This is a genomic window from Streptomyces sp. NPDC051105 (assembly GCF_040682795.1).
Taxonomy (GTDB): domain Bacteria; phylum Actinomycetota; class Actinomycetes; order Streptomycetales; family Streptomycetaceae; genus Streptomyces.
Window position 1 is genome coordinate 358,820 of the sequence record NZ_JBFBBR010000001.1, and the last position, 20,309, is coordinate 379,128.

The following is a 20,309-nucleotide window of genomic DNA, read 5'->3' on the forward strand; positions in this document are numbered from 1 at the left end:
GATCACAGGGATGGGAAGACAGCGATGACGGATCCGGCGCAGACGGTCACCAACTGGGCGCGCAACATCACGTACACGGCCAAGGAGTTCCACCGCCCGGACTCGCTCGACGCGCTCCGGTCACTGGTGGCGAGCGGTACGCGGGTACGGGTGCTGGGCAGCGGGCATTCCTTCAACCGCATCGCCGACCCGGGTCCGCAGGGCCTGCTGGTCTCGATCGCCGGACTGCCGCCGGTGTTCGAGGTGGACACGGCGGCCCGTACGGTCCGGGTCGCGGGCGGGGTGCGGTACGCCGAGCTGGCCCGCGCGGTGGACGCGTACGGCCTGGCGCTGCCCAACATGGCCTCGCTGCCGCACATCTCGGTGGCCGGTTCGGTGGCCACCGGCACCCACGGCTCGGGGGTGGCCAACGGGTCGCTCGCGGCGCCCGTGCGGGAGGTGGAGCTGGTCCTCGCCGACGGTTCGACGGAGACGATCGCACGCGGTGACGCCCGCTTCGAGGGCGCCGTGACCTCACTCGGCGCGCTCGGGGTCGTCACCGCCCTCACCCTCGACCTGGAACCGGCCTACGAGGTCGAGCAGACGGTGTACGTCGAACTGCCGCTGGCGGGGCTGGACTTCGCGGCCGTGTCCGCGGCCGGGTACAGCGTGAGCCTGTTCACGGACTGGCGCGAGCCGGGCTTCCGTCAGGTGTGGGTGAAGCGGCGCACCGACCAGGCCGCCGTGGACTTCGGCTGGGCCGCGCCCGCGACGGAGGCGATGCACCCGGTGCCGGGCATGCCGGCGGGCAACTGCACCGAGCAGTTCGGGGTGCCGGGGCCCTGGCACGAGCGGCTGCCGCACTTCCGGGCGGAGTTCACGCCGAGCAGCGGGGACGAACTCCAGTCGGAGTACCTGTTGCCGAGGTCGACGGCCCTCGAGGCACTGCACGCGGTCGACGCCGTCCGGCAGGCGGTCTCCCCCGTTCTGCTGACCTGCGAGGTGCGGACGATCGCCGCCGATCCGCAGTGGCTCAGCCCCGCCCACGGCCGGGACTCCGTCGCCCTGCACTTCACCTGGGTCGACGACCTGGCGGCCGTACTGCCCGCCGTGCACCGGCTGGAAGAGGCGCTGGCGCCCTTCGAGCCGCGTCCGCACTGGGGCAAGGTGCACACCGTCCCCGGCGAGGTGCTCCGCGGCCGCTACCCGCACCTCGAGGACTTCCGCGCACTGGCCCGGACCCTGGACCCCGAGGGGAAGTTCGCCAATCCCTTCGTACACGATGCGCTGGGCCGATGACGGACTTGGCCGATGGCGCGGACTTAGGCAATGACGGACTTGGCCATTGGCGCGGGTTTCGCCGATGGCAGACTTAATAAAGCCCTTTTCCTAATACCTTGTAGAAAGCCTGCCGCAGCCCATAGCCTTGCGCCGTGTGAAGCACACATCACGTGACATCCGCACCGCGAACCGCTACGAGGTGCTGCGGCACATCATCGCCGAGTCTCCCACCTCCCGGCAGGAGCTGGCGTCCGTCACCGGGCTGAGTCTGGCCACGGTCGCCACGCTCGTCGGCGAGCTGCTCGACCTGCGGATGATCACTGAGGTCGGCTTCGAGGACTCGGCGGGCGGCCGGCCCCGGGGACTCGTGGCGGTCAACGCCTCGGGGGGCGCGCTGATCGGCGTGGACATCGCGGAGACGTACGTCCATGTGGAGCTGTTCGACCTCGCGCTGAACGTACTGGCCCGCGCCGAGGAGGACATGCGCCCCGGCGAGCACCGGCCCGAGCAGGTGGTGAGCCATGTCGCCGCCACCGTCGGCTCGGTGGTGGCGCAGGCCGGGGTGGAGGGTGCGCGGGTGCTGGGCGTCGGGGTGAGCGCGCCCGGGCAGGTGGAGCGGGACACGGGCATCGCCGAGTACGCGCCCAACTGGGACTGGCACGACGTGCCGTTGCTCGACCTGCTGTCCGAACACATCGCCTACCCGCTCCACCTGGACAATCCGTTGCGTGCCTGCGCGGTGGCCGAGCAGTGGTTCGGGGCGGCGCGCGGGCGCGGGGACACGGTGGTGGTGAACCTCGGCACCGGGGTCGGCGCCGGGCTCGCCCTCGGCGGCGGACTGCACCGGGGCGTCAGCAACAGCGCCGGGGAATGGGGGCACACCACGCTCGTCCTGGACGGGCGCCCGTGCCACTGCGGCAACCACGGCTGTGTGGAGACCTATGTCGGCGCGCCCGGAATCATGCTGAACCTGCGCGAGTCGAGCCCGGACAGCCCGCTGCTGCACCCCGATGACCAGACGGCCACGATCGAGGCGCTGGCGCGGGGTGTGGCGGACGGCGACCCGGTCGCGGTCCAGGTGGTACGCGACACGGCCCGGTACATCGGCGCCGGTGTGGCCAATCTGGTCAACCTGCTCAACCCCGAACTGGTGGTGCTCAGCAGCTGGGTGGCCCGCAGGTTCGGGGAACCGCTGCTCGACGAGGTCCGCGAGGCCGTCCGGCGCCATGCGCTCGGGCGGCCGTTCGCCGCCACCGAGATCGTCCTCTCCCCCATCCCCACCGACCCGGTGTGCCTCGGCGCGGCCACGTTCGCGCTGGAAGGCGCGCTGCGGTCCGTGGGGCAGCGCAACGGGGTACGCCCGGCCCGTACCGCGTCCGCCTCCCGGTGATCGATTAGTCCAACTCGCGGGTCCTTTAATCCATTGCCGGGCTCCTCGGCGCTCTGCGACCGTCGTTGCGTATCCGCGGCCGGTCGGCCTCCCAAACCGGCCGGCCGTACGTCGTGTACGGAACGAGGGAGTCCCCCAGCGTGGCCGGAAGCATCGAGGTCCGCGGCCTGTCCCGCACCTTCCACACCACCGTCCGGCGCCCGGGCTTCTCCGGCGCCCTGCGATCCCTGGTCAACCCCGAACGCGTCGAGAAGCACGCGGTCTCCGACATCACCTTCGACGTCGCCCCCGGCGAACTCCTCGCCCTGCTCGGCCCGAACGGCGCGGGCAAGTCGACCACCATCAAGATGCTCACCGGCATCCTCACCCCGAGCTCCGGCCACGCCCGGGTCGCCGGCGTGGTCCCGTACCAGGAGCGGGAGCGCAACGCCCGCAACATCGGGGCGGTGTTCGGGCAGCGCACCCAGCTGTGGTGGGACCTGCCGGTGCGGGAGTCGTTCGCGATCCTGCGGGACATCTACGAGGTGCCCAAGTCCGAACACGCGGCGCGGCTGCGGGAGTTCGACCAGCTCCTCGACCTGTCCGCGTTCTGGGACACCCGGGTCCGGCACCTCTCGCTCGGCCAGCGGGTGCGCTGCGACCTGGCGGCGGCCCTGCTGCACGACCCGCCGGTCGTGTTCCTGGACGAGCCGACCATCGGCATGGACGTGGTGGTGAAGGAGCAGGTCCGCGAGTTCCTGCGGTACCAGGTGGCCGAGCGCGGCCGTACCGTGCTGCTGACCACGCACGACATGACCGAGGTCGAGCGGCTCGCCGAGCGGGTGGTGCTGGTCAACCACGGGCGGCTGGTGCTCGACGGCACCCTGGACGAGATCCGCCGCACCTTCGGCTCGACCTGGCAGGTGCGGGCCACCCTCGCCGACCCGCACACCCCGGTCGGCCCGCTGCCCGGCATCACCCTGGTCAGCCGGGACGGCCCCCAGGTGGTGTTCGGCCCGGACGGGCCGGCCGCGCCCACGGTCCACCAGGCGCTGAAGCTGGTCATCGAGCGGTACGAGGTGACGGGTGTGGCGGTGGACGAGGCCGACCTGGAGGACGTCATGCGGGCGGCCTACGTGCAGGCCGAGGCGGTCTGAGATGGCCCTGTCCTACGGCTGGCGGACCGCCCGGGTCACCCCGCTCGGCGAGCTGTACACCCCGCCCCGGATCACCGGGGTCCTGCTGCGGCTGATCGTGCAGGTGGTGCTGGTGGCCTCGCTGTGGCGCGGCCTGTACGCCCAGTCCGGTACGACCGCGGGTCTCGACCGCGGCCAGGCGGTGACGTACGCCGTGATGGCCGTACTGGCCTCCCGGCTGCGGGAGCTGGACCAGTACGCGGGCCGGGACACGGTCATGCAGCATGTGCACTTCGGCACGATCGTCTACTGGTATCTGCGCCCGATGCCACCCCGGCGCTACCACGCCCTGCGCGCGATCGGCGAGCAACTGTACGGCCTGACCTGGGCGTTGACCGGGTACGCGGTCTGTCTGGCGGTCGGGGTCGTGCAGCCGCCGGGTTCGGCGGCGGGGGCGGGCGTGTTCGTCCTCAGCCTCGCCCTCGGCCAGTTGGTCCTCTACTTCGTCATGCTCCTCATCGACCAGCTGTGCTTCTGGACGCTGCGGAACACGGCCGCGATGCTGATCCTGATCTTCGCGCAGAACCTGCTGTCCGGGGTGTACGCGCCGCTCTGGTACTTCCCGCACTGGTTCATCACGCTGAGCTCCTTCCTGCCCTTCCAGGCGACGCTGAGCGTGCCGCTGTCGCTGTACGTGGGCCGTATCCCGCTGTCGGACGCCCCCTTCCAGCTGGGCGTCCAGGCCGCGTGGGTCGTGGCCCTCTACCTGTTCACCCGGTTCGTGTGGCGGCGGGCCGCCCGCCGTGTGATCTCGCAAGGAGGCTGAGGCCGATGAACGCCGTACGGATCATGTGGCGCATCACGCGCCTCAACTTCCGCGCCCAGCTGGAATACCGCACCGAGTTCCTGATGATGATCGCGATCGGCGCGGTCTGGCAGGTGTCGGTGATCGTGTTCGCGACGGTGCTGCTCACCCGGTTCGCCGGGATGGGCGGCTGGGACAGCAGCGACGTCCTGCTGATCCCGGCGACCCGCATGCTGTCGCACGGCCTGTTCGTGCTCCTCCTGGGCCGGGTGCACGGCCTGGGCCGGAGCATCCAGGAGGGCAGGATCGACGCCTATCTCCTGCGCCCGCTGCCCGTCTACCGCCAGGTCCAGCTGGAGTTCTTCCCCACCAACGCGATCGGCGACCTGACGGTGGCGGCCGGCCTGATGGTGGGCGCGCTCGGCCGCAGCGACCTGGACTGGACGGCGGGCCGCATCGGCTATCTGGTCGCGGCGGTCCTGGGCGGGATGCTCCTGGAGGCGGCCCTCTTCACGGTGGTGGCCTGCGCCTCGCTGCGCTATCCGGCCGCCGACTACTGGGGCCGCTGGCTGGAGGACCTCCTCGGCACCTTCGGCAGCTACCCGCTGAACGTCCTGCCCCGCGCGGTCGGCGGCCTCCTCACCTACGGCCTCCCGCTCGCCTTCGTCGCCTACTTCCCGGCGGCGGTCCTCACCGGCCACGGCCACTCCACCGGCGCCCCCTACTGGCTGGCGGCCGGGTCCCCGCTCCTCGGCCTGCTCGCCTACCTGGCGTCACGATGGCTGTGGCGGTGGGCGCTGGGCCACTACACGGGGGTGAACGGCTGACCGGCCGGCGGGGCCGTCAGCCGAGCAGCACCTCCCCGACCCGCTCCGCGAAGGCGGCCGGAGGCGGTCGGCGTAGGGTTGCCGGGACACGGAAGGGGGAGCCGTGACGCACGAGGCGCGGCGGGCGGAGCGCACGAAGGAGACAGCAGTAGGGCAACCACTGTGGAGGCAACGGGACTTCGGCTTCTTCTGGCTCGCCCAGACGCTGTCCGTGCTCGGTGACTCCTTCAGTCTCGTCGCGCTGCCCCTGCTGGTCCTCCAGGCGACCGGCTCGGTGGCCCGGATGGGCCTGCTCACCGCCGTCGGCGGGGTCGCGATGGTGCTGGCGGCGGTCTTCGCCGGGGTGGTCGTGGACCGGGTCGACCGGCGGAAGCTGCTCATCGCCTGCGACCTGGTCCGCATGGTCCTCTACGGTCTGGTCCCGGTGGTCTGGCTCGCCGGGCCGCACCTCTGGCTGCTGTACGTGGTCCTGCCACTGTGCGAGGCCGTCGGCATGCTGTTCGCCGTCGGATACGTCACCGTCGTACGCGGGCTCGTCGACGTCACCCGGCTCACCGAGGCCAACGGGAGGGTCAACGCCACCGCGGCGGCGGCCGGTGTCCTCGGACCCCTGGGCGCGGGTCTGTTGGCCGCCTGGACCGGGCCGGCCGACGCGGTGGCCGTGGACGCGGCGAGCTACGCCGTCTCGGCGGCCCTCCTGTTCCTGGTCCGGGTCCGGGAACGCGCCGGGGACGAGCAGCAGGCCGGGAAGCGGGGCGTGTGGCGCGATTTGCGCACCGGGATCGGGTACCTGGTCCGGCACCCCGTCCTGCGGTCGGTCACCGGGCTGCTCGCCGTCTTCAGCTTCCTCAGCCTCGGCATCAACGACCTGGTCATCTACCACCTCAAGCACGACCTCGGCCACGACGACGGCACGGTGGGCACGGTGCTGGCGATCGGCGCGGTCGGCACGATCACCGGGGCGCTGCTGGTCGCCCGGCTCCGGCGGCGGCTGGGCTTCGGGCCGACCTGGATCGCCTCGATGACGGTGTGCGGACTGGCCTTCGCCGGGCTCGGCCGGGTGCGCTCGGTGCCCGTGGTGGCCGTCCTGTGCGCGGTCTACCTGGCCTGCGTGGGGGTGGCGGGCACCTGTTCCATGTCCCTGCGCCAGGAGATCACCCCGGAACCCCTGCTGGGCCGGGTCACCTCCGCCCACTGGACCCTCCAGTACGCGCTGGCTCCGGCCGGCGCCGCCGTCCTCACCTGGGCGGCCGAGCGGTACGGCACCGCCGTGGTGGCCGCCGTCGCCGGTGTCTGCTGCACACTGACCGGCCTCGCCGCCTTCGGCACGCCGATCAGACGGGTGGCACCACTGCCCGCGGCAGCCACCCCCGAACACGGCAGCCTTCCCCGCGTCGGCGACGACCAGGAGGCATGACTTCCGCACCACGCACCACACGTCACCGCCGCGTCCACGCCTTCCGCAAGCCCGCGATCGCGGCCCTCGCGGACGCCGGTCTGCTGGCCGACGCCTGGTACGCCACCGCCGGCGCGGCGACCACCGCCGACCTCGAGGTCACGTCCACGGCGGTGACCCTCAGCGCCAAGTACCCCTATTTGTCGGCCGGTTACAACAACAGCCGGGAGTGGAACCGGACCGCCACCGCGGTCGCCCCCGACGGCACGCTCCGGGTCGCCTGGCCGGCCGCCGACGGCGTCCATGTCACCCAGCTCACGGCGGCCGGCAAGCGGCCCGGGGCCGACACGGTCGTCAAGGGCGCCAAGCTCAGCGGTGACTGGAGCTGGGGGTGCAGCCACAACGAGGGCATAGCCCTGCACGCCGAGACCTCCGGCGCCTTCGGGTTGCCCTGGAAGTCGACGAGGAACACCCCGTCCCCGTCGAACAGGCCCGCTTCGGAGGCCAACCGATGCCCCTGCGCGTTGAGTTCGGCGACCGGGTCGGGACGGTCCAGCGCGGCCTCCACGCTCGGCCGCGCCTCCCCGGCGATCACATGGCGCCATGCCATTGGCGGCGGCACCACGTCCTCGACACGCGGGCCCCCCCCCGCGAGCTCCGGCCCGGCCCGCCCCAGCAGTTCGGTCAGTTCCTCTCTCCACCCCGTGATCCACATACTGCCCGACGCGGCTTAGCCCCGCGCGGTGGGCTCCACGTCCACTCCGGAGTCCTGCCACCGGACCCGCAGTCCGGGACCGTCGCTCCACAGGACCGTCAGCTCCCGGGTCCCCTCGGCGCGTACGGCCACCGTCTCCCTCAACGGCACCGCCTCCGCCGCTCCGGTGAGCCGGCTCAGCGCGACGAACAGGGTCGGGCCCTCCCCCGTGTCACCGGTCAGCGTGTCGTCGAGGCCCACGGCCGGCAGCAGTTCGGCCCGGAGCCCCTCCGGTGCGGCCCACCCGGTCACCCGTACCGGTGTCCCGGACGCCGTCCCCGCCACCAGGAAGGCCCGCACCTCCACGGCCCCGCGCACCAGCACGACGCTCGTCACGCGAGCGCCCGACGCGGCCGTGTGCCGGGAGGCCACCCAGCCCTGCCCGACGCCCAGGGGCACGATGTCCGTACGGCTCGGATCGCCGTCGACGACGAGACTGTTGTCGTACGACGCCGAGGGCCGCGTCACGGTCGAGTAGCCGAGCCGGGTGTAGTACGGGTCATAGCGGACGTCCTCGCTGCCGTGGTTGTGGAGGCGGACCACGCCGTCCGAACACGTGGATTGGAGAAGCCAGTTGGGCGGGTCGATCGGCGTGACCGCGTCGGCGCGCTCGGCCGGGCCCGGTTCCTCCGGCGCCGTCCACACCTCGTGGTCCGGCGGCAGCAGCAGGCCGAGGAAGCCCTTGCTCGCCCAGTACGGGGAGGCGGGGCCCGAATAGCCCTGCAGGACGGCGGAGTCGGGGCCGTGCCAGCCGAGGGTCAGGAGTCCATGGGCGTCCACCGCGTCCCGGTCCAGGAAGTACTTCAGCGCTCCGGAGGCCAGCCGCCGGGTCTCCCCGGGGGACAGGGGCGTACGGCCGGTGAGGGCGCCCAGCCAGAGCGGGGCCGTGGTCGCGAAGCGGTAGGTCAGCGAGCGGCCCTGGTGCATCGGGGCGCCGTCACCGCCGAACAGCCTGGCGTAGTCCGCGAGATGGCGTTCCAGGCGGCCGCCGTACAGGTCGAGCAGCTGCTCGTCGCCGGCCAGCCAGGCGTGCAGCACCGGGTAGAGGTGCATCGCCCAGCCGTTGTAGTAGTCGAACTTGCGGCCGTCGCCGTCGGTGTACCAGCCGTCGCCGAGGTACCACTCCTCGATGCGGGCCAGGCCGTGGTCGACCGCCTTGTGCGCGGCCGCCGGCTCATGGCCGACCTCGGCGAGGAAGCCGCCGACCGTCACCGGGAACAACTCCCAGTTGCAGGGCCAGGGTTCGGCGGTCAGCGCGTCGGCGAGCCAGGCCGCGGCACGCTGTCGCACCCCGTCGTCGAGGCGGTCCCACAGCAGGGGGCGGGTCAGGCGCAGGGCAAGGGCGACGGACGCGGCCTCCACCAGTGGCTGGCCGCGGTCCTCGATGCGCGGCCAGACGCCCGACACACCGGCCGCGAGCCCGTCGGCGTACCGCTGGAGCGCGGTCTCGTCCCGGCGGAAGGCCGCGAGGAGCAGGGTGCGGGCGTAGCCCTCCAGGCCGTCGGAGAGGCGCCCCGACCAGCTCTGGTGGTCGCCGGGGAGATGGTAGAGGGCACGGTCCGGGGTGGCGTACGGCTCCACGGCGGCGAGCAGGGCGTCGGCCGCGGCCTCCCAGTGGGCGCGGGTGTAGCCGGTGCGCGGGCTGGGGCCGCGGTCCTCGGGAGGCAGCTGCATCGGTGCTCTTTCTCGCTCGTGCCGGACCGCGTGCCGGACCTCATGCCCGACCGCGTGCCGGACCGCGTGCCGGACCTCATGCCCGACCGCGTGCCGGACTTCGTGCCGTCAGGACCTGGGGCGCCCCGGTTCCGGTCGGGACGCCCCAGGGGCTCATTCCACCCGCACGGTGCCCCGGGGCACCAGATGCCGGGCGAGCAGTTCGTCACGCACCAGGCCCGCGTAGACGGTGGCTCCGTACGCGGAGGTGTGCGTGTTGTCCCTCTTCTCGTTGTACAGGTACAGCGCTTTGGAGCCCTCCACGCCGAGGGACTCCACGAGCGCCTTGGTCTTCGCCGTGAGGTCGATCAGCGGAACGTCCTCGGCGGCGGCGACCGAGCGGATCACCTCAGGATGATTGACGCCGAGCCCGTTGACCAGAAGCGCGATGTCGTTGTTGAGCGTGCCGTCGGAATTGAACCAGCGGCGCACGATCGGCGTCACCAGCACCGGCCGCCCGCCCTTCTCCCGTACGCCCGCCACCAGCGTCTCCAGATTGGCGCGGTAGGTCGCCTCGTCGGTCGTCTTGTCGTTGTGCGCCAGCTGGATCAGGACCAGGTCGCCCCGGCCGATCAACGGCTGGACGGTACCCCAGAGCTGAGGGTTCTGCAGATAGGTCACCGTACTCTCCCCGGAGTCCGCGTAGTTGGCGACCGAGACGCCCCGGCGCAGGTACCGCGGGAGCTGCTGGCCCCAGCCGGAGTACGGGTCGGCGGGCTGGTCGCAGACGGTGGAGTCGCCGACCAGGAAGAGCTTCCGGGTGTGCCGGGCGGCGGTCACCCGGATGCCGGCGAGTGCGGGGGCCGAGCCGCCGATCTCCAGGTCGAGGCCGGGCGTTCCGTCGGGTCCGGTCGGCTCGCTCTCCGGTGTCCGGACGTTCACGGTGAAGCTGCGGGTGACGTGGCGCCCCGCCGCGGCGGTCGTCTCGGGGAGCAGTGAGCGCCGGGTCTCCCCGCTGATGCTCGTGCTGGAGGCGGCCGCGCCGCCGAGCCGGACCGTCACGTCGTAGTCGCCCGGCGGGACGTCGAAGTGACAGGTGCCGGCGGCGCAGTCCGCGAGGGAGAACGGCGGCCGCCGTTCATGGGCCTGGGCGGGGGAGCCCGCCAGGCCGGTGGCTGCGCCGAGGACGACCGCCGCGGCCACGGCGGCTCGCACACCGTTGAAACGTCTCACTCGGGGACTCCTCCGTCACGGCGACAAGGTCTGGCGGGGACCGTACCGCCACCCGCAAGCGCTTTCTAGCCCTTGAACCGATTTCGCAAGACTGTCAACTCCAAGAGAACGAAAGCCCTTTCGCGAAATCGATTCAACTGCCACGCTCACAGTCACCCGCAACCCCGCCCCCCCGAAGGAGGCACCCCCATGTCCGGAGTCAACGGGAGACCCCTCGGACGCCGTACCTTCGTCCTCGGCAGCGCGGCCGCCGCCGGCACCGCCGCCCTCACCGGCCCGCTCGCCACCACCGCCTCGGCCGCGAGTTTCGGCTGGTCCGACGACGGTTCCAACTACGTCGTCGACACCGGCGCCAGCCTGGTCTTCAAGGTCAGCAAGACCAACGGCGACCTGACCTCGCTGGTCTACAAGGGCACCGAGTACCAGGGCTACGGCGGCAAGAACTCGCATGTCGAGTCGGGCCTCGGCACCTCCACGGTGACCATCGCCCAGTCCGGCTCCACGATCCTGATCTCGGTCGCGTACGGCACGCTGAAGCACTACTACGCGGCCCGCAGCGGCGAGAACAACGTCTACCTGTGGACCAACAAGGCCGACTCGTCGGTCAGCGCCACCCGTTACATCGTGCGCGTCAAGGCCGGCCTGTTCCTCAACGACGAGCCGGACTCCTACACCTACGCGCCCACCGTCATCGAGTCCGCGGACGTCTTCGAGAAGTCCGACGGCCAGACCCGCGCGAAGCACTACTCGAAGCTGCGGGTGATGGACTACGACTACATCGGCTGGACCACCGGCAGCGTCGGCCTGTGGATCGTGCGCAGCAACCACGAGAAGGCCTCCGGCGGCCCGTTCTACCGCTCGCTGCTGCGCCACCAGAGCGCGGACGGCGGCGGGCTGTACGAGATCCTGTACTACGGCGAGAACCAGACCGAGTCGGAGCGGTACGGCCTCCAGGGTCCGTACGTCATCGCCCTCACGGACGGCGGCGCGCCCTCCTCCGCCCTCTACCCGGGCACCCTCACCACGTCGTGGGCGGACTCGCTCGGCATCTCGGGATACGTCGCGGCGAGTGGCCGGGGCAAGGTCGCGGGCGTCGGGATCAGCGGCCGGAACACGGCGTACGCCTATACCGTCGGACTCGCCAACTCCACTGCCCAGTACTGGGGTTCGGCACGTGCGTCGGACGGCTACTTCACCATCGGGAGCGTGCTGCCGGGGACGTACACGCTGACCGTGTTCAAGGGCGAACTGGCCGTGTTCGCCACGTCGGTGACGGTGACCGCGGGGGGCACGACCACCCTCAACACCATCGCGATCCCGTCCTCCAACGACCCCGGCAACGCCTCCGCGATCTGGCGGATCAACAACTGGGACGGCACGCCCGGCGGGTTCAAGAACGCCGACCTGATGACGTACGCCCATCCGTCGGACGTGCGGGCCGCGTCCTGGACCGGAAACGTGGTCATCGGCAGCGGCACGGAGACCTCGGCCTTCCCCTGCTATCTGTGGAAGGACGTCAACAGCGGGATCATCGTGTACTTCAAGCTGACGGCCGCCCAGGCCGCCGCCGCGCACACTCTGAGGATCGGCGTGACGACGGCCTACGCGAACGGCCGGCCGCAGGTCGTCGTCAACGACACCTGGACCTCCGCCGTCCCCTCGCCGCCCACCCAGCCGAGCACCCGGTCGCTGACCGTGGGCTCGTACCGGGGCAACAACTACACGTTCACCTACAGCGTCCCGGCGTCCGCCTGGCTGACGGACACCAGCGCTTACAACACGCTGAAGATCTACGTGGCGAGCGGCTCGGGAACGACGTCCTTCCTCAGCGCCGGCACCTCGATCGACGCGATCGACCTGCTGGCCTGACCTGATCTGACATCAGGTACCGCGTGTCCACTGCTGGTTCGTGCCTCCGTTGCACGCGTACGTGATGACGGCGGCCGAGTTGGCGGTGGACGCGCCGTTCACGTCCAGGCACTCACCGCTGGTCCGGGCCTTGATGGTGTCGTAGGAGCCGGAGGTGACGACCGACCACTGCTGGGCGGTAGCGCCGGTGCAGTCCTCCTGGGTGACGTTAATGGCGTTCTCCTGGAGGCAGAGCGAACTGCCCCGGCCCATCAGCTCGTAGTAGCCGGTGCCCAGGTCCTTGAACCACCACTTCTGGTTGGTACCGCTGTTGCAGGTGTACTGGCTGATCGCGATCCCCTCCCAGAGGGACTGGCTCGGGACGTCGGCGCACTTGCCGCTGTGCCGGGCGACGAGCGTGTTGTAGGTGGCGCCGGTGCCGGAGACCGTCCCGGCGGTCGTGTCGACCGACACTTCCGGGTACCAGGACATCGACATCGAGGTGGAGGTCGGGAAGGTCAGCGGCAGCCAGACGTAGCGGGAGTCGTTGACGGTGCCGCCGAAGGAGTTGCCCCAGCGGTCGCCCATGTAGAGGTACGAGGTGCCCGACGTGCCGGTGACCGTGAGGACGTACGCGGTCTGGGAGTTGTATGCCGTGGAGTCGCCAACGTTGGTCCAGGAGGTCCAGGGGCCGGAGAGGCTGGTGGCGGTGGCGTACTGCTGCTGGTTGGCGCTCCAGCCGGTCGCACCCGACGTCAGCATGAAATAGACGCCGTTGCGCTTGAAGAGGGCCGGGGCCTCACGGTGGCCGCCGGCCCAGGGGTTGGCGACCAGACCGGCGATGGCGGTGTAGTCGGCGGTGAGCTTGTAGATGTGCAGGTCGTAGTTCTCGTTGGCCGCGGAGACCATGTAGGCGGTGCCGTCGGTGTCCACGAAGGTGGTGAGGTCCCGGGACATGTACTGGCCGAGCGGCTGGAAGCTGCCCTGGTAGGTGTAGGACCCGTCGACGGTGCCGGAGACGGCGACGGCGGCGCGGGCCTCGCTGTAGTCGACGCCGTTCTCCTTGTGCATCCACATCACGAACTTGCCGGTGGCGGCGTTGTAGACGACCTTCGGGCGCTCGATGTAGGCGGTGCCGAGTTCGGAGGCGGAGGACTGGGTGAGGACGTGGTTGCGGAACTCCCAGGTCTTCAGGTCGGTGGAGCGGTAGGCGTCCACGTACTTGAAGGTGTTGTCGGAGTTGCGGTCCTCGCCGAACCAGTAGTAGTACGAGCCGACCTTGATGACCCCGCCGCCGTGGGCGTGGACGATGTTCCCCGAGGTGTCGGTGAACCGGGTGCCGTTGGTGACGGTCTGGGCGGCGGCCGCGGCCGGGCCCGCGGTGGCCAGGGCGCCGATCACCGCCAGACAGAGGGACAGCAGGATCGCGTACGCACGTCTCATCTCACACACGCTCCTTCAGGTTCGAGATCACGAACGGCGGTTGCCATCACGAACGTTGTGATCGCCGAAAAGGTAAGGGTGTGTTACGGGCAGGTCAACGGGTCTGACGAGACAAGGGGGAAAGCGATTTCCAACTGATCGCGGCCCGCCCGCGTTTTTCTGTTATCCGGCGCCTTCCACCGCGTCTCCGATGACGTGCGCAGCCACCTCCACACCACCGCAGCGGCCGTCGGCGCCCTCGCCGCCCTCCTGGCCTCCGCTCCCCCGGCCTTCGCCGCCGGCGCCCGGGACGTCACCGCCGACGTCCTCGCCGACCGGGACGTGACGCTCGCCGGCGACACCGTCGTCACCGTGCCCGCCGGGACGACGACGTACGACGGCGTCCTGCACGGCGAGGGCACGCTCACCGTGCGCGGCGGCGGCACGCTGGTCCTCACCAAGGACAGCGACTTCACCCTGCCGAAGTCCCGGCAACGGCAGGTCGTCCGCACCCAGGGCGGCAACCACCCGTACACGACGGTCACCAACCCCGACCCGCCCGCGATCACGGTCGAGCGCGGCACGACCCTCCAGTACGGCACGGGCGGCGGCACCGGCCTGGTCGGCCACTTCCCTTACAACACGCCCGGCTACCAGCTCAACCAGCTGAACATCCGGGTCGACGGCACCCTGCGCCTGTCCCTCACCCGCACGTTCAACATCGGCACCATCAGCGGCTCCGGCCTGGTGACCCAGCCCCGCACCATGTGGGGCACGCTGGACCTGGCGGGCACCCACCCCTTCTCCGGGGTCATCGACAACGGCACCGGCATGGCGGTGGGCCGCCCCGAGTACCCGGTGGCGCTGCCCGACACCCGCGCGATCCTGAACCAGGGCTCGTGGATCATCGACACCCCGCTGAACCAGACCATCACCCTGCGGCAGGACTTCTACCAGCGGGAGTACGGCAGTGACGTCAACGTCCACTCCCGGCCGGGCAGCAAGGTGGTCCTCACCGGCCAGTACGGCTACAGCGACCGGGGCGGCGACACCAACCCGTCGCTGAGCGACCCGGCCCTCAACTGGAAACCGATTCCCCACCAGTTGAACAAACGCGGCACCAACATCGAGGGTGCCGACGTGCACTGGGGCGACGGCACCACCCATCGCATCTTCATGCCGGGAACGAAGGACACCGTATACATCAATCTGCATGCGGCCAGTGGGCGTCGGTCGCGGCTCACCTTCGACTACGACGGCCCGGTGACGCTGGGCGCCCCGATCGGCGGCGGCCGCTACCACGACACGCTGGCCGCGCCCGGCGCCGGGGACATCGTGATCGCGGGGACGCGCGGCAACGACGTGACCTTCGCCGCCGCCCAGGACTACGACGGCTCGACGACGGTCGAGAAGGGCGCGGTGCTGCGCCTGGGTTCGGGCGCGAAGGGCGGCGACGGCTCCCTGCTGACCGGCACCGAGCAGCGCCGGATCGTGAACGACGGCACGCTGTACGTCCGCAACACGTCAACTCCCCTGAAACTGACGTATATAGGCGGCTCCGGCTCGCTGGTCCAGTCGGGTACGGCGACGACCACGCTGAGCGGGAGCGCGGTGACCTACACGGGAACGACGACCGTCCGCAAGGGGACCCTGGCAGTGCGCTCCGGCGCGACTCTCGTGCACAGCAGGGCGATCCGGCTCACGTCGGCGTCCGCGCGGCTGGACGTGGGCCGGGCCGGCCTGCGGGTCGCCACCGCCCTGTCCGGAAAGGGCACGGTGCGGGGCTCGGTGACCAACGACAGCCTGGTGGCTGGCGGGTTGACGGTGCGAGGCGACTACACCCAGCACCAGCAGGGCGAGCTGGTCCTGCGGGACAGGCCGTTGATGGTGACGGGCCGCCTCACCCTGGCCGGCGCCCTCGACATGTCCGCAGCGGGCACGTCTCCGGCCGGCCGCATCACGGTGATCGACCACACCGGTACCGCCCGTACCACCGGCTCCTTCGACGGTCTGCGCGAGGGCGCCGAGGTCAAGCTGGCCCACACGGTCTACCGGCTCACCTACCGAGGCGGCGACGGCAACGACGTGGTCCTGGACCCGAGGCAGTCGACGAAGACCACCCCGAAGGCCGACGCCGCCGACTCCACATCCACCGCTCCCCCGACGGTGACCACCCGCACCGCCGCCGACTCGTCGCAGGCCTTCGGCTGGTGGCCGTACGCCCTGGCCCTCGGCCTCCTCGGCGGCCTGATGGTCCCGGCCGGCATGCGCACCCGGAAGAAGGGGCGGCGACGGGGCGGGCGGCACGCGGGGTGACGGCCGGCCCACGTGCTACCCGTCGTCACGGCACAGGCAGGAGGGGTGGCCGGCGGGATCGAACAGGTCGGGCACGTTGTCCCGCGGCTGGTCCGGCGCCGGTGCCGCTCCCAGTCGAGGGCGACGGCGGCGGGGCCTTCGGTGCGGAGGTTCGCGGGCCACATGTCGAGGTGGGAGAAGGCTCGCGGCAGGGCCTGCAGCACCTGGAGGAACCACTCGCGGTCGTGGTGCAGCCGGACCGCCTCCCTGCGCGGCCCGGTCGGGAAGTGGTCGCGGACCAAGGGCTTCCGCCAGGCCTCGTCGTCGTCCAGAAGTTCCTGACCGGTGTCGTTTCAGGCATGGCCCAAAGCGGGCTCGCAGGCGATCTCCGCCATGCCGCCCACCTGGATCCTGGGACCGTCCGTCTCGTGGCGCACGACGGCCCTGATCGTCGCCGGGTTGCCGAGCGAGTCGCCCATGTCGGCGGTGACACCCCGCAGTCCGTCACGGGCCAGGTGGGCGGCCAGGCAGGCCGTGCTGTTGGCATTGGCGATGTCCTCGGGGACGCCGATCGACGGGGCGAACATACGGGCCGCGACCCGGCCGTCCGGCGCCGGGGCCGAGTAGAGGTAGCAGCCCAGCAGGGCCGGCCGGTCACAGGCGGTGCGGAGGCGGTCGAGGTCCGGGGTCAGCGCAAGGACGGCAGACCGGGTGGGCAGCGGGACGAGGAGACGCGGCCGCCCCAGGGTGGCAACGACACAGCCGGGCGTGTCCCCGGCGACGCCCAGGGCGGTGAGGACGTCCTCGTGTTCGCCGGCCTCGGGCGCGCGCAGGCCGACCGGGCCCGGCGTGAACCAGGCCTCCAGGCCGCCGTTCCCCTCGTGCCGGACCGCCCGGCCCGCGAGGGTGCCACCGCGCGTCCGCACGGTGACCTCGCGGGTGCCGGCGCGCGCGGCCAGGACGGCCAGCGCCGCGACCGTGCCGTGGCCGCAGCCGGGCAGTTCGCCCTCGGCGGTGAAGAAGCGCAGCGTCGCCCCGCCGCCGTCCCGGTCGGCCGAGAGGAACACGGCATGGGACGTACCGGCCCGGACGGGCACCTCACGCCGCTCGTCGTCGGTGAGCGAGGTGTCGTCAAGGACCGCGGTGGGGCTGCCCCCGCGGCCGTCGCGCAGGCAGGCACGGACGATGGTGACGTTCACGGCGGCGAGCGTAGAGCAGAGCGGCGCCGAGACGCCGTCGGACGGTGGTCAGCCGGTCCGGCACGTGGATCAGAGCTCGCGTTCTGCTCCGCATGAGTACGGGGCGACGTCAGCGCAGCCGGCCGGCGTGACGTTCGAGGAACGCGGCGACGTCCGCCGGAATGCGGCCGGGCTGTGGCCGCCGATCACGATCCGCGGTCCGTGTTCCCCGCCGGGCCGAGGAAGTGCGTCGATGCCGTCGCAGGCCACGTATCGGCCCTGATAGGACGGTGCCTGCTGGGTCCACAGCGCCCTCATCGCGTCCAGGTACTCGCCGGTGCGCCGGCCACGCTGCGTGTATGGCACTCCGACAGCGGTCATCTCCGGTACGAGGTAGCCGTGTCGACGCCTGTTGCCTCTGCACGGCGGCCGGCCCGTAGGGACTGCCCGCCCAGTGGACGCGGTCGGTCGTTTCGCTGCCTGGTCGACTAGCGTCGGAGACATGACCAGCGACAACTCCCCCAGCCTCGCCGACGCCCTCGCCGCCGGGACGGTCGTGCTCGACGGTGGCATGTCGAACCAGCTGGCATCCGCCGGACACGATCTGAGCGACGAGCTGTGGTCGGCGCGGCTGCTGGCCGACCGGCCCGGCGCGGTCGCCGACGCGCACCTCGCGTACTTCAGGGCGGGCGCGGACGTCGCGATCACGGCCAGCTACCAGGCCACGTTCGAGGGCTTCGCGAAGCGCGGGATCGCACGCGAGGAGGCCACGCGGCTGCTCGCGCTGAGCGTGGAGCTGGGGCGCGACGCGGTACGGCGGGCGAGGGAGGAAGGGATCGTACGGCCGCTGTGGGTGGCCGCCTCGGTCGGGCCGTACGGGGCGATGCTCGCGGACGGCTCCGAGTACCGGGGGCGGTACGGGCTGCGCGTCGACGAGCTGGAGCGGTTCCATCGGCCGCGCCTCGAGGTGCTGGCCGGGGCGGGGCCGGACGCGCTCGCGCTCGAGACCGTGCCGGACGCGGACGAGGCGGCGGCGCTGCTGCGGGCGGTGCGGGGGCTGGGGGTGCCGGCCTGGCTGTCGTACAGCGTGGCGGGCGGGCTGACCCGGGCCGGACAGCCGTTGGAGGAGGCGTTCGCCCTGGCCGCGGATGTGGACGAGGTGATCGCCGTGGGGGTGAACTGCTGTGCGCCCGAGGACGTGGAGTACGCGGTGGAGGTGGCGGCGCGGGTCACGGGGAAGCCGGTGGTCGTCTATCCCAACAGCGGGGAGGTGTGGGATGCGGAGGCTCGGGCGTGGACCGGAGAGTCGACGTTCGCCGCCGGGCAGGTGGAGGGGTGGCGGGACGCGGGGGCCCGGTTGATCGGGGGGTGCTGCCGGGTGGGGCCGGAGGCGATCGGTGGGATTGCCCGGGTGGTTTGAGGGGCGCCGGTTCGCCGCAGAGGGGAGTCGGCCGACGAGCATCTGCTCCTCGGCACGCATGTGGTCGTACGGGACTCAGTGGCGGCGTACAGCGGCCACTGAGCGGCGCAGCCGGCGTACGGCCAGGGCCAGTTCGGCGGTCCGTTCGGGGTGCGGTACGGCGGTGGGTGTCCAGAGGGCGAACTCGCGGTCCCGGGGGCCGGACACCGTACGGGGTGCGCCGTCGCCGAGGACGCGGACCGGGTGGGTGTCGTCCCAGGACTGCCAGCCGGGATCGCCGGTGGCGGCGAAGCGGACCCAGGCGCCGTGCATCTCTTCGGCCAGGCGCTGCGGGGCGCCCTCGCCGGCCAGCCGGGCGGCGTCGGGCCCGTCCCCGGTGTCGAAGACGAAGCCCAGCTCCAGGGCGTGGCAGGCGCCGAGCCGGGGGCGGTTGGAGGGCCAGGCGAACTCGTACAGGTACGACGAGCCCGGGCGGGCCTCGGCCAGCCGGTGCAACGGGCGGCGCAGCAGGTGGTCGGTGACCATCTGGCCGACGGTCTCGGCGGGGCCGGCCTCGGGGTGCAGGGCGCGGTAGCCGCGCGGCACCTCGTGGCCGACGTGGCAGCGGGCCATGGCACCGGCGAAGGCGACCGGGCCGAGCCGGTCGACGTGGTCGAGCAGGCCGCCGGGGACCAGCCAGAGCCGGTACTCGTCACGGGTCCAGCCCATGAGGAGATCGACGCCCCTGGCGGCATCGCCGTCGAGGAGGGCCTGCAGGGGGTCGCGCGGGACAAGGTCGCCGTCGACGACGATGCCGAAGGCGGGGCCGCCCAGGACCGGGCTGCTCAGCCGGCCGACCTCGGCCTGGGTGCGCAGCAGCAGTTCGCGGTCGACCTCGGCGAAGGCCTGGGCGGTGGCGGGGATCCGCAGGCGGCTGGCCATCCGGCGGACCATGCGCCGGACCTTGTCGCGCTCGGCGGCCTCGGGCGGGCCGCTCTGCAGCACGGCCCGGCGGATCAGGCCCTGGGCCTGGGGTGCGGCGAGCAGGGCGCCGACGCTGATGGCGCCGGCGGACTGGCCGCAGAGGGTGACGCGGTCCGGGTCGCCGCCGAATCCGGCGACGGTGTCGTGGACCCACCGCAGGGCGGCGAGTTGGTCGCGCAGGCCGGGGTTGTGCGGGGTGTCGGGAAACAGGCCGTAGCCCTCGATGCCCAGCCGGTAGTTGACCGAGACGAAGACCACCCCGTCACGGGCGAACGCATGACCGTCGTACACGGGTACGGCGGACGAACCTCTGGTCAGGGCGCCGCCGTGCAGCCAGACCAGGACCGGGAGCCGGGCGCCGGGCCCCGGCTCCGGGGTCCACACGTTGAGGTTGAGGCAGTCGTCGCCGGGGATCACGAGGTCGGACAGGTACTCCGCGAACGCCTCCGAATACGGCGGTTTGGGCGCCGTCGGCCCGAAGGCGCCCGCGTCCCGGACGCCGTCCCAGGGTTCGGGCGGCACGGGCGGACGGAACCGGTGTACCCCGAAGGGCGGGGCGGCGTAGGGGATGCCACGGAACACCGCGACCGACTTCTCCCACCTACCGCGCACCGCCCCGACCGGGGTGCCGACCACGGGGTCCTCGACGTCCGTCCGGTCTGCCGTCATCCGCCACCAGCTCCTCCCGCCGCGCGTGCCTCAACGCCGGTACGAGAAGAGCACCACATCCGCCGCCGGTATTCCGGCACC

At 71.8% G+C, this 20,309-nt stretch carries 16 protein-coding genes; 10 read left to right on the forward strand and 6 right to left on the reverse strand.

Going from position 1 to position 20,309, the window contains the following annotated elements; all coding sequences use genetic code 11:
- The first annotated feature begins 24 nt into the window (after window positions 1–24).
- The 7 genes from AB0N16_RS01685 to AB0N16_RS01715 all read left to right on the forward strand — a co-directional run bounded on the left by AB0N16_RS01685 (window position 25) and on the right by AB0N16_RS01715 (window position 7,527).
- A complete protein-coding gene (locus tag AB0N16_RS01685) occupies window positions 25–1,278 on the forward strand; it encodes an FAD-binding protein (RefSeq protein ID WP_365791925.1) in 1,254 nt (417 codons plus the stop codon).
- Window positions 1,279–1,405: 127 nt separating this feature from the next.
- Window positions 1,406–2,650 carry an ROK family transcriptional regulator gene (locus tag AB0N16_RS01690; protein ID WP_365791927.1) on the forward strand — a complete coding sequence of 415 codons (1,245 nt, stop codon included), beginning with the start codon at window positions 1,406–1,408 and terminating at the stop codon, window positions 2,648–2,650.
- Window positions 2,651–2,790: 140 nt separating this feature from the next.
- Window positions 2,791–3,786: an ATP-binding cassette domain-containing protein gene (locus AB0N16_RS01695; protein ID WP_365791929.1), complete on the forward strand. Its 996-nt coding sequence runs from the start codon at window positions 2,791–2,793 to the stop codon at window positions 3,784–3,786.
- 1 nt (window position 3,787) lies between these two features.
- Window positions 3,788–4,591: an ABC-2 family transporter protein gene (locus tag AB0N16_RS01700; RefSeq protein WP_365791931.1), complete on the forward strand. Its 804-nt coding sequence runs from the start codon at window positions 3,788–3,790 to the stop codon at window positions 4,589–4,591.
- 5 nt (window positions 4,592–4,596) lie between these two features.
- Window positions 4,597–5,397, forward strand: coding sequence for an ABC-2 family transporter protein (locus AB0N16_RS01705; protein WP_365791933.1), 801 nt, complete (start codon window positions 4,597–4,599; stop codon window positions 5,395–5,397).
- A 103-nt stretch (window positions 5,398–5,500) separates the two neighbouring features.
- Window positions 5,501–6,814, forward strand: coding sequence for an MFS transporter (locus AB0N16_RS01710; protein WP_365791935.1), 1,314 nt, complete (start codon window positions 5,501–5,503; stop codon window positions 6,812–6,814).
- Window positions 6,811–7,527, forward strand: a complete 717-nt coding sequence (locus AB0N16_RS01715; RefSeq protein WP_365791937.1) for a hypothetical protein — start codon at window positions 6,811–6,813, stop codon at window positions 7,525–7,527. The genes AB0N16_RS01710 and AB0N16_RS01715 overlap by 4 nt, the downstream gene beginning before the upstream one ends.
- Here AB0N16_RS01715 and AB0N16_RS01720 read toward each other — a convergent pair.
- Window positions 7,524–9,221, reverse strand: coding sequence for a DUF2264 domain-containing protein (locus AB0N16_RS01720; RefSeq protein ID WP_365791939.1), 1,698 nt, complete (start codon window positions 9,219–9,221; stop codon window positions 7,524–7,526). The genes AB0N16_RS01715 and AB0N16_RS01720 overlap by 4 nt on opposite strands.
- A 153-nt stretch (window positions 9,222–9,374) precedes the next feature.
- On the reverse strand, window positions 9,375–10,433 hold the full coding sequence (locus AB0N16_RS01725) for a rhamnogalacturonan acetylesterase (RefSeq protein WP_365791941.1): 1,059 nt from the start codon (window positions 10,431–10,433) through the stop codon (window positions 9,375–9,377).
- Window positions 10,434–10,622: 189 nt separating this feature from the next.
- Here AB0N16_RS01725 and AB0N16_RS01730 point away from each other — a divergent pair, with 189 nt between their 5' ends.
- The gene (locus tag AB0N16_RS01730) at window positions 10,623–12,302 is read left to right on the forward strand and encodes a rhamnogalacturonan lyase B N-terminal domain-containing protein (protein WP_365791943.1); all 1,680 of its coding nucleotides are present in this window, start codon (window positions 10,623–10,625) and stop codon (window positions 12,300–12,302) included.
- A gap of 12 nt (window positions 12,303–12,314) precedes the next feature.
- Here AB0N16_RS01730 and AB0N16_RS01735 read toward each other — a convergent pair whose 3' ends face one another.
- Complete coding sequence (locus AB0N16_RS01735; RefSeq protein WP_365791945.1) at window positions 12,315–13,724, reverse strand: RICIN domain-containing protein; 1,410 nt, start codon at window positions 13,722–13,724, stop codon at window positions 12,315–12,317.
- A 195-nt stretch (window positions 13,725–13,919) separates the two neighbouring features.
- Here AB0N16_RS01735 and AB0N16_RS01740 point away from each other — a divergent pair, with 195 nt between their 5' ends.
- Window positions 13,920–16,019, forward strand: a complete 2,100-nt coding sequence (locus tag AB0N16_RS01740) for an autotransporter (protein ID WP_365791947.1) — start codon at window positions 13,920–13,922, stop codon at window positions 16,017–16,019.
- 332 nt (window positions 16,020–16,351) lie between these two features.
- Here AB0N16_RS01740 and AB0N16_RS01745 read toward each other — a convergent pair whose 3' ends face one another.
- Both AB0N16_RS01745 and AB0N16_RS01750 read right to left on the reverse strand, forming a co-directional pair.
- Window positions 16,352–17,197 (reverse strand): PhzF family phenazine biosynthesis isomerase, encoded by an 846-nt coding sequence (locus AB0N16_RS01745; protein ID WP_365791949.1) that lies wholly within the window; start codon window positions 17,195–17,197, stop codon window positions 16,352–16,354.
- Window positions 17,198–17,266: 69 nt separating this feature from the next.
- Window positions 17,267–17,749, reverse strand: coding sequence for an LLM class flavin-dependent oxidoreductase (locus AB0N16_RS01750; RefSeq protein WP_365791950.1), 483 nt, complete (start codon window positions 17,747–17,749; stop codon window positions 17,267–17,269).
- Between AB0N16_RS01750 and mmuM the strand changes: the two genes are divergently transcribed.
- Entirely contained in the window at window positions 17,679–18,596 is a 918-nt protein-coding gene (gene mmuM, locus AB0N16_RS01755; RefSeq protein ID WP_365791952.1) for a homocysteine S-methyltransferase, read from the forward strand. The two genes, AB0N16_RS01750 and mmuM, sit on opposite strands and share 71 nt — an antisense overlap.
- Before the next feature lie 75 nt (window positions 18,597–18,671).
- Here the strand turns inward: mmuM and AB0N16_RS01760 are convergent, their stop codons facing one another.
- Complete coding sequence (locus tag AB0N16_RS01760; protein ID WP_365791954.1) at window positions 18,672–20,228, reverse strand: carboxylesterase family protein; 1,557 nt, start codon at window positions 20,226–20,228, stop codon at window positions 18,672–18,674.
- Between the last annotated feature and the right edge of the window lie 81 nt (window positions 20,229–20,309).

Bases quoted from the DNA above. Each gene is read 5' to 3' on its own strand.
- AB0N16_RS01700 (WP_365791931.1), top strand. From the start codon at position 3,788: ATGGCCCTGTCCTACGGCTGGCGGACCGCCCGGGTCACCCCGCTCGGC.
- AB0N16_RS01750 (WP_365791950.1), bottom strand. From the start codon at position 17,749: ATGCCACCGTCGAGCACGACCGTCCCGGCGGCGAGGGCGTCGGCGAGG.
- AB0N16_RS01705 (WP_365791933.1), top strand. From the start codon at position 4,597: ATGAACGCCGTACGGATCATGTGGCGCATCACGCGCCTCAACTTCCGC.
- AB0N16_RS01735 (WP_365791945.1), bottom strand. From the start codon at position 13,724: ATGAGACGTGCGTACGCGATCCTGCTGTCCCTCTGTCTGGCGGTGATC.
- AB0N16_RS01730 (WP_365791943.1), top strand. From the start codon at position 10,623: ATGTCCGGAGTCAACGGGAGACCCCTCGGACGCCGTACCTTCGTCCTC.
- AB0N16_RS01720 (WP_365791939.1), bottom strand. From the start codon at position 9,221: ATGCAGCTGCCTCCCGAGGACCGCGGCCCCAGCCCGCGCACCGGCTAC.
- AB0N16_RS01760 (WP_365791954.1), bottom strand. From the start codon at position 20,228: ATGACGGCAGACCGGACGGACGTCGAGGACCCCGTGGTCGGCACCCCG.
- mmuM (WP_365791952.1), top strand. From the start codon at position 17,679: ATGACCAGCGACAACTCCCCCAGCCTCGCCGACGCCCTCGCCGCCGGG.
- AB0N16_RS01715 (WP_365791937.1), top strand. From the start codon at position 6,811: ATGACTTCCGCACCACGCACCACACGTCACCGCCGCGTCCACGCCTTC.
- AB0N16_RS01685 (WP_365791925.1), top strand. From the start codon at position 25: ATGACGGATCCGGCGCAGACGGTCACCAACTGGGCGCGCAACATCACG.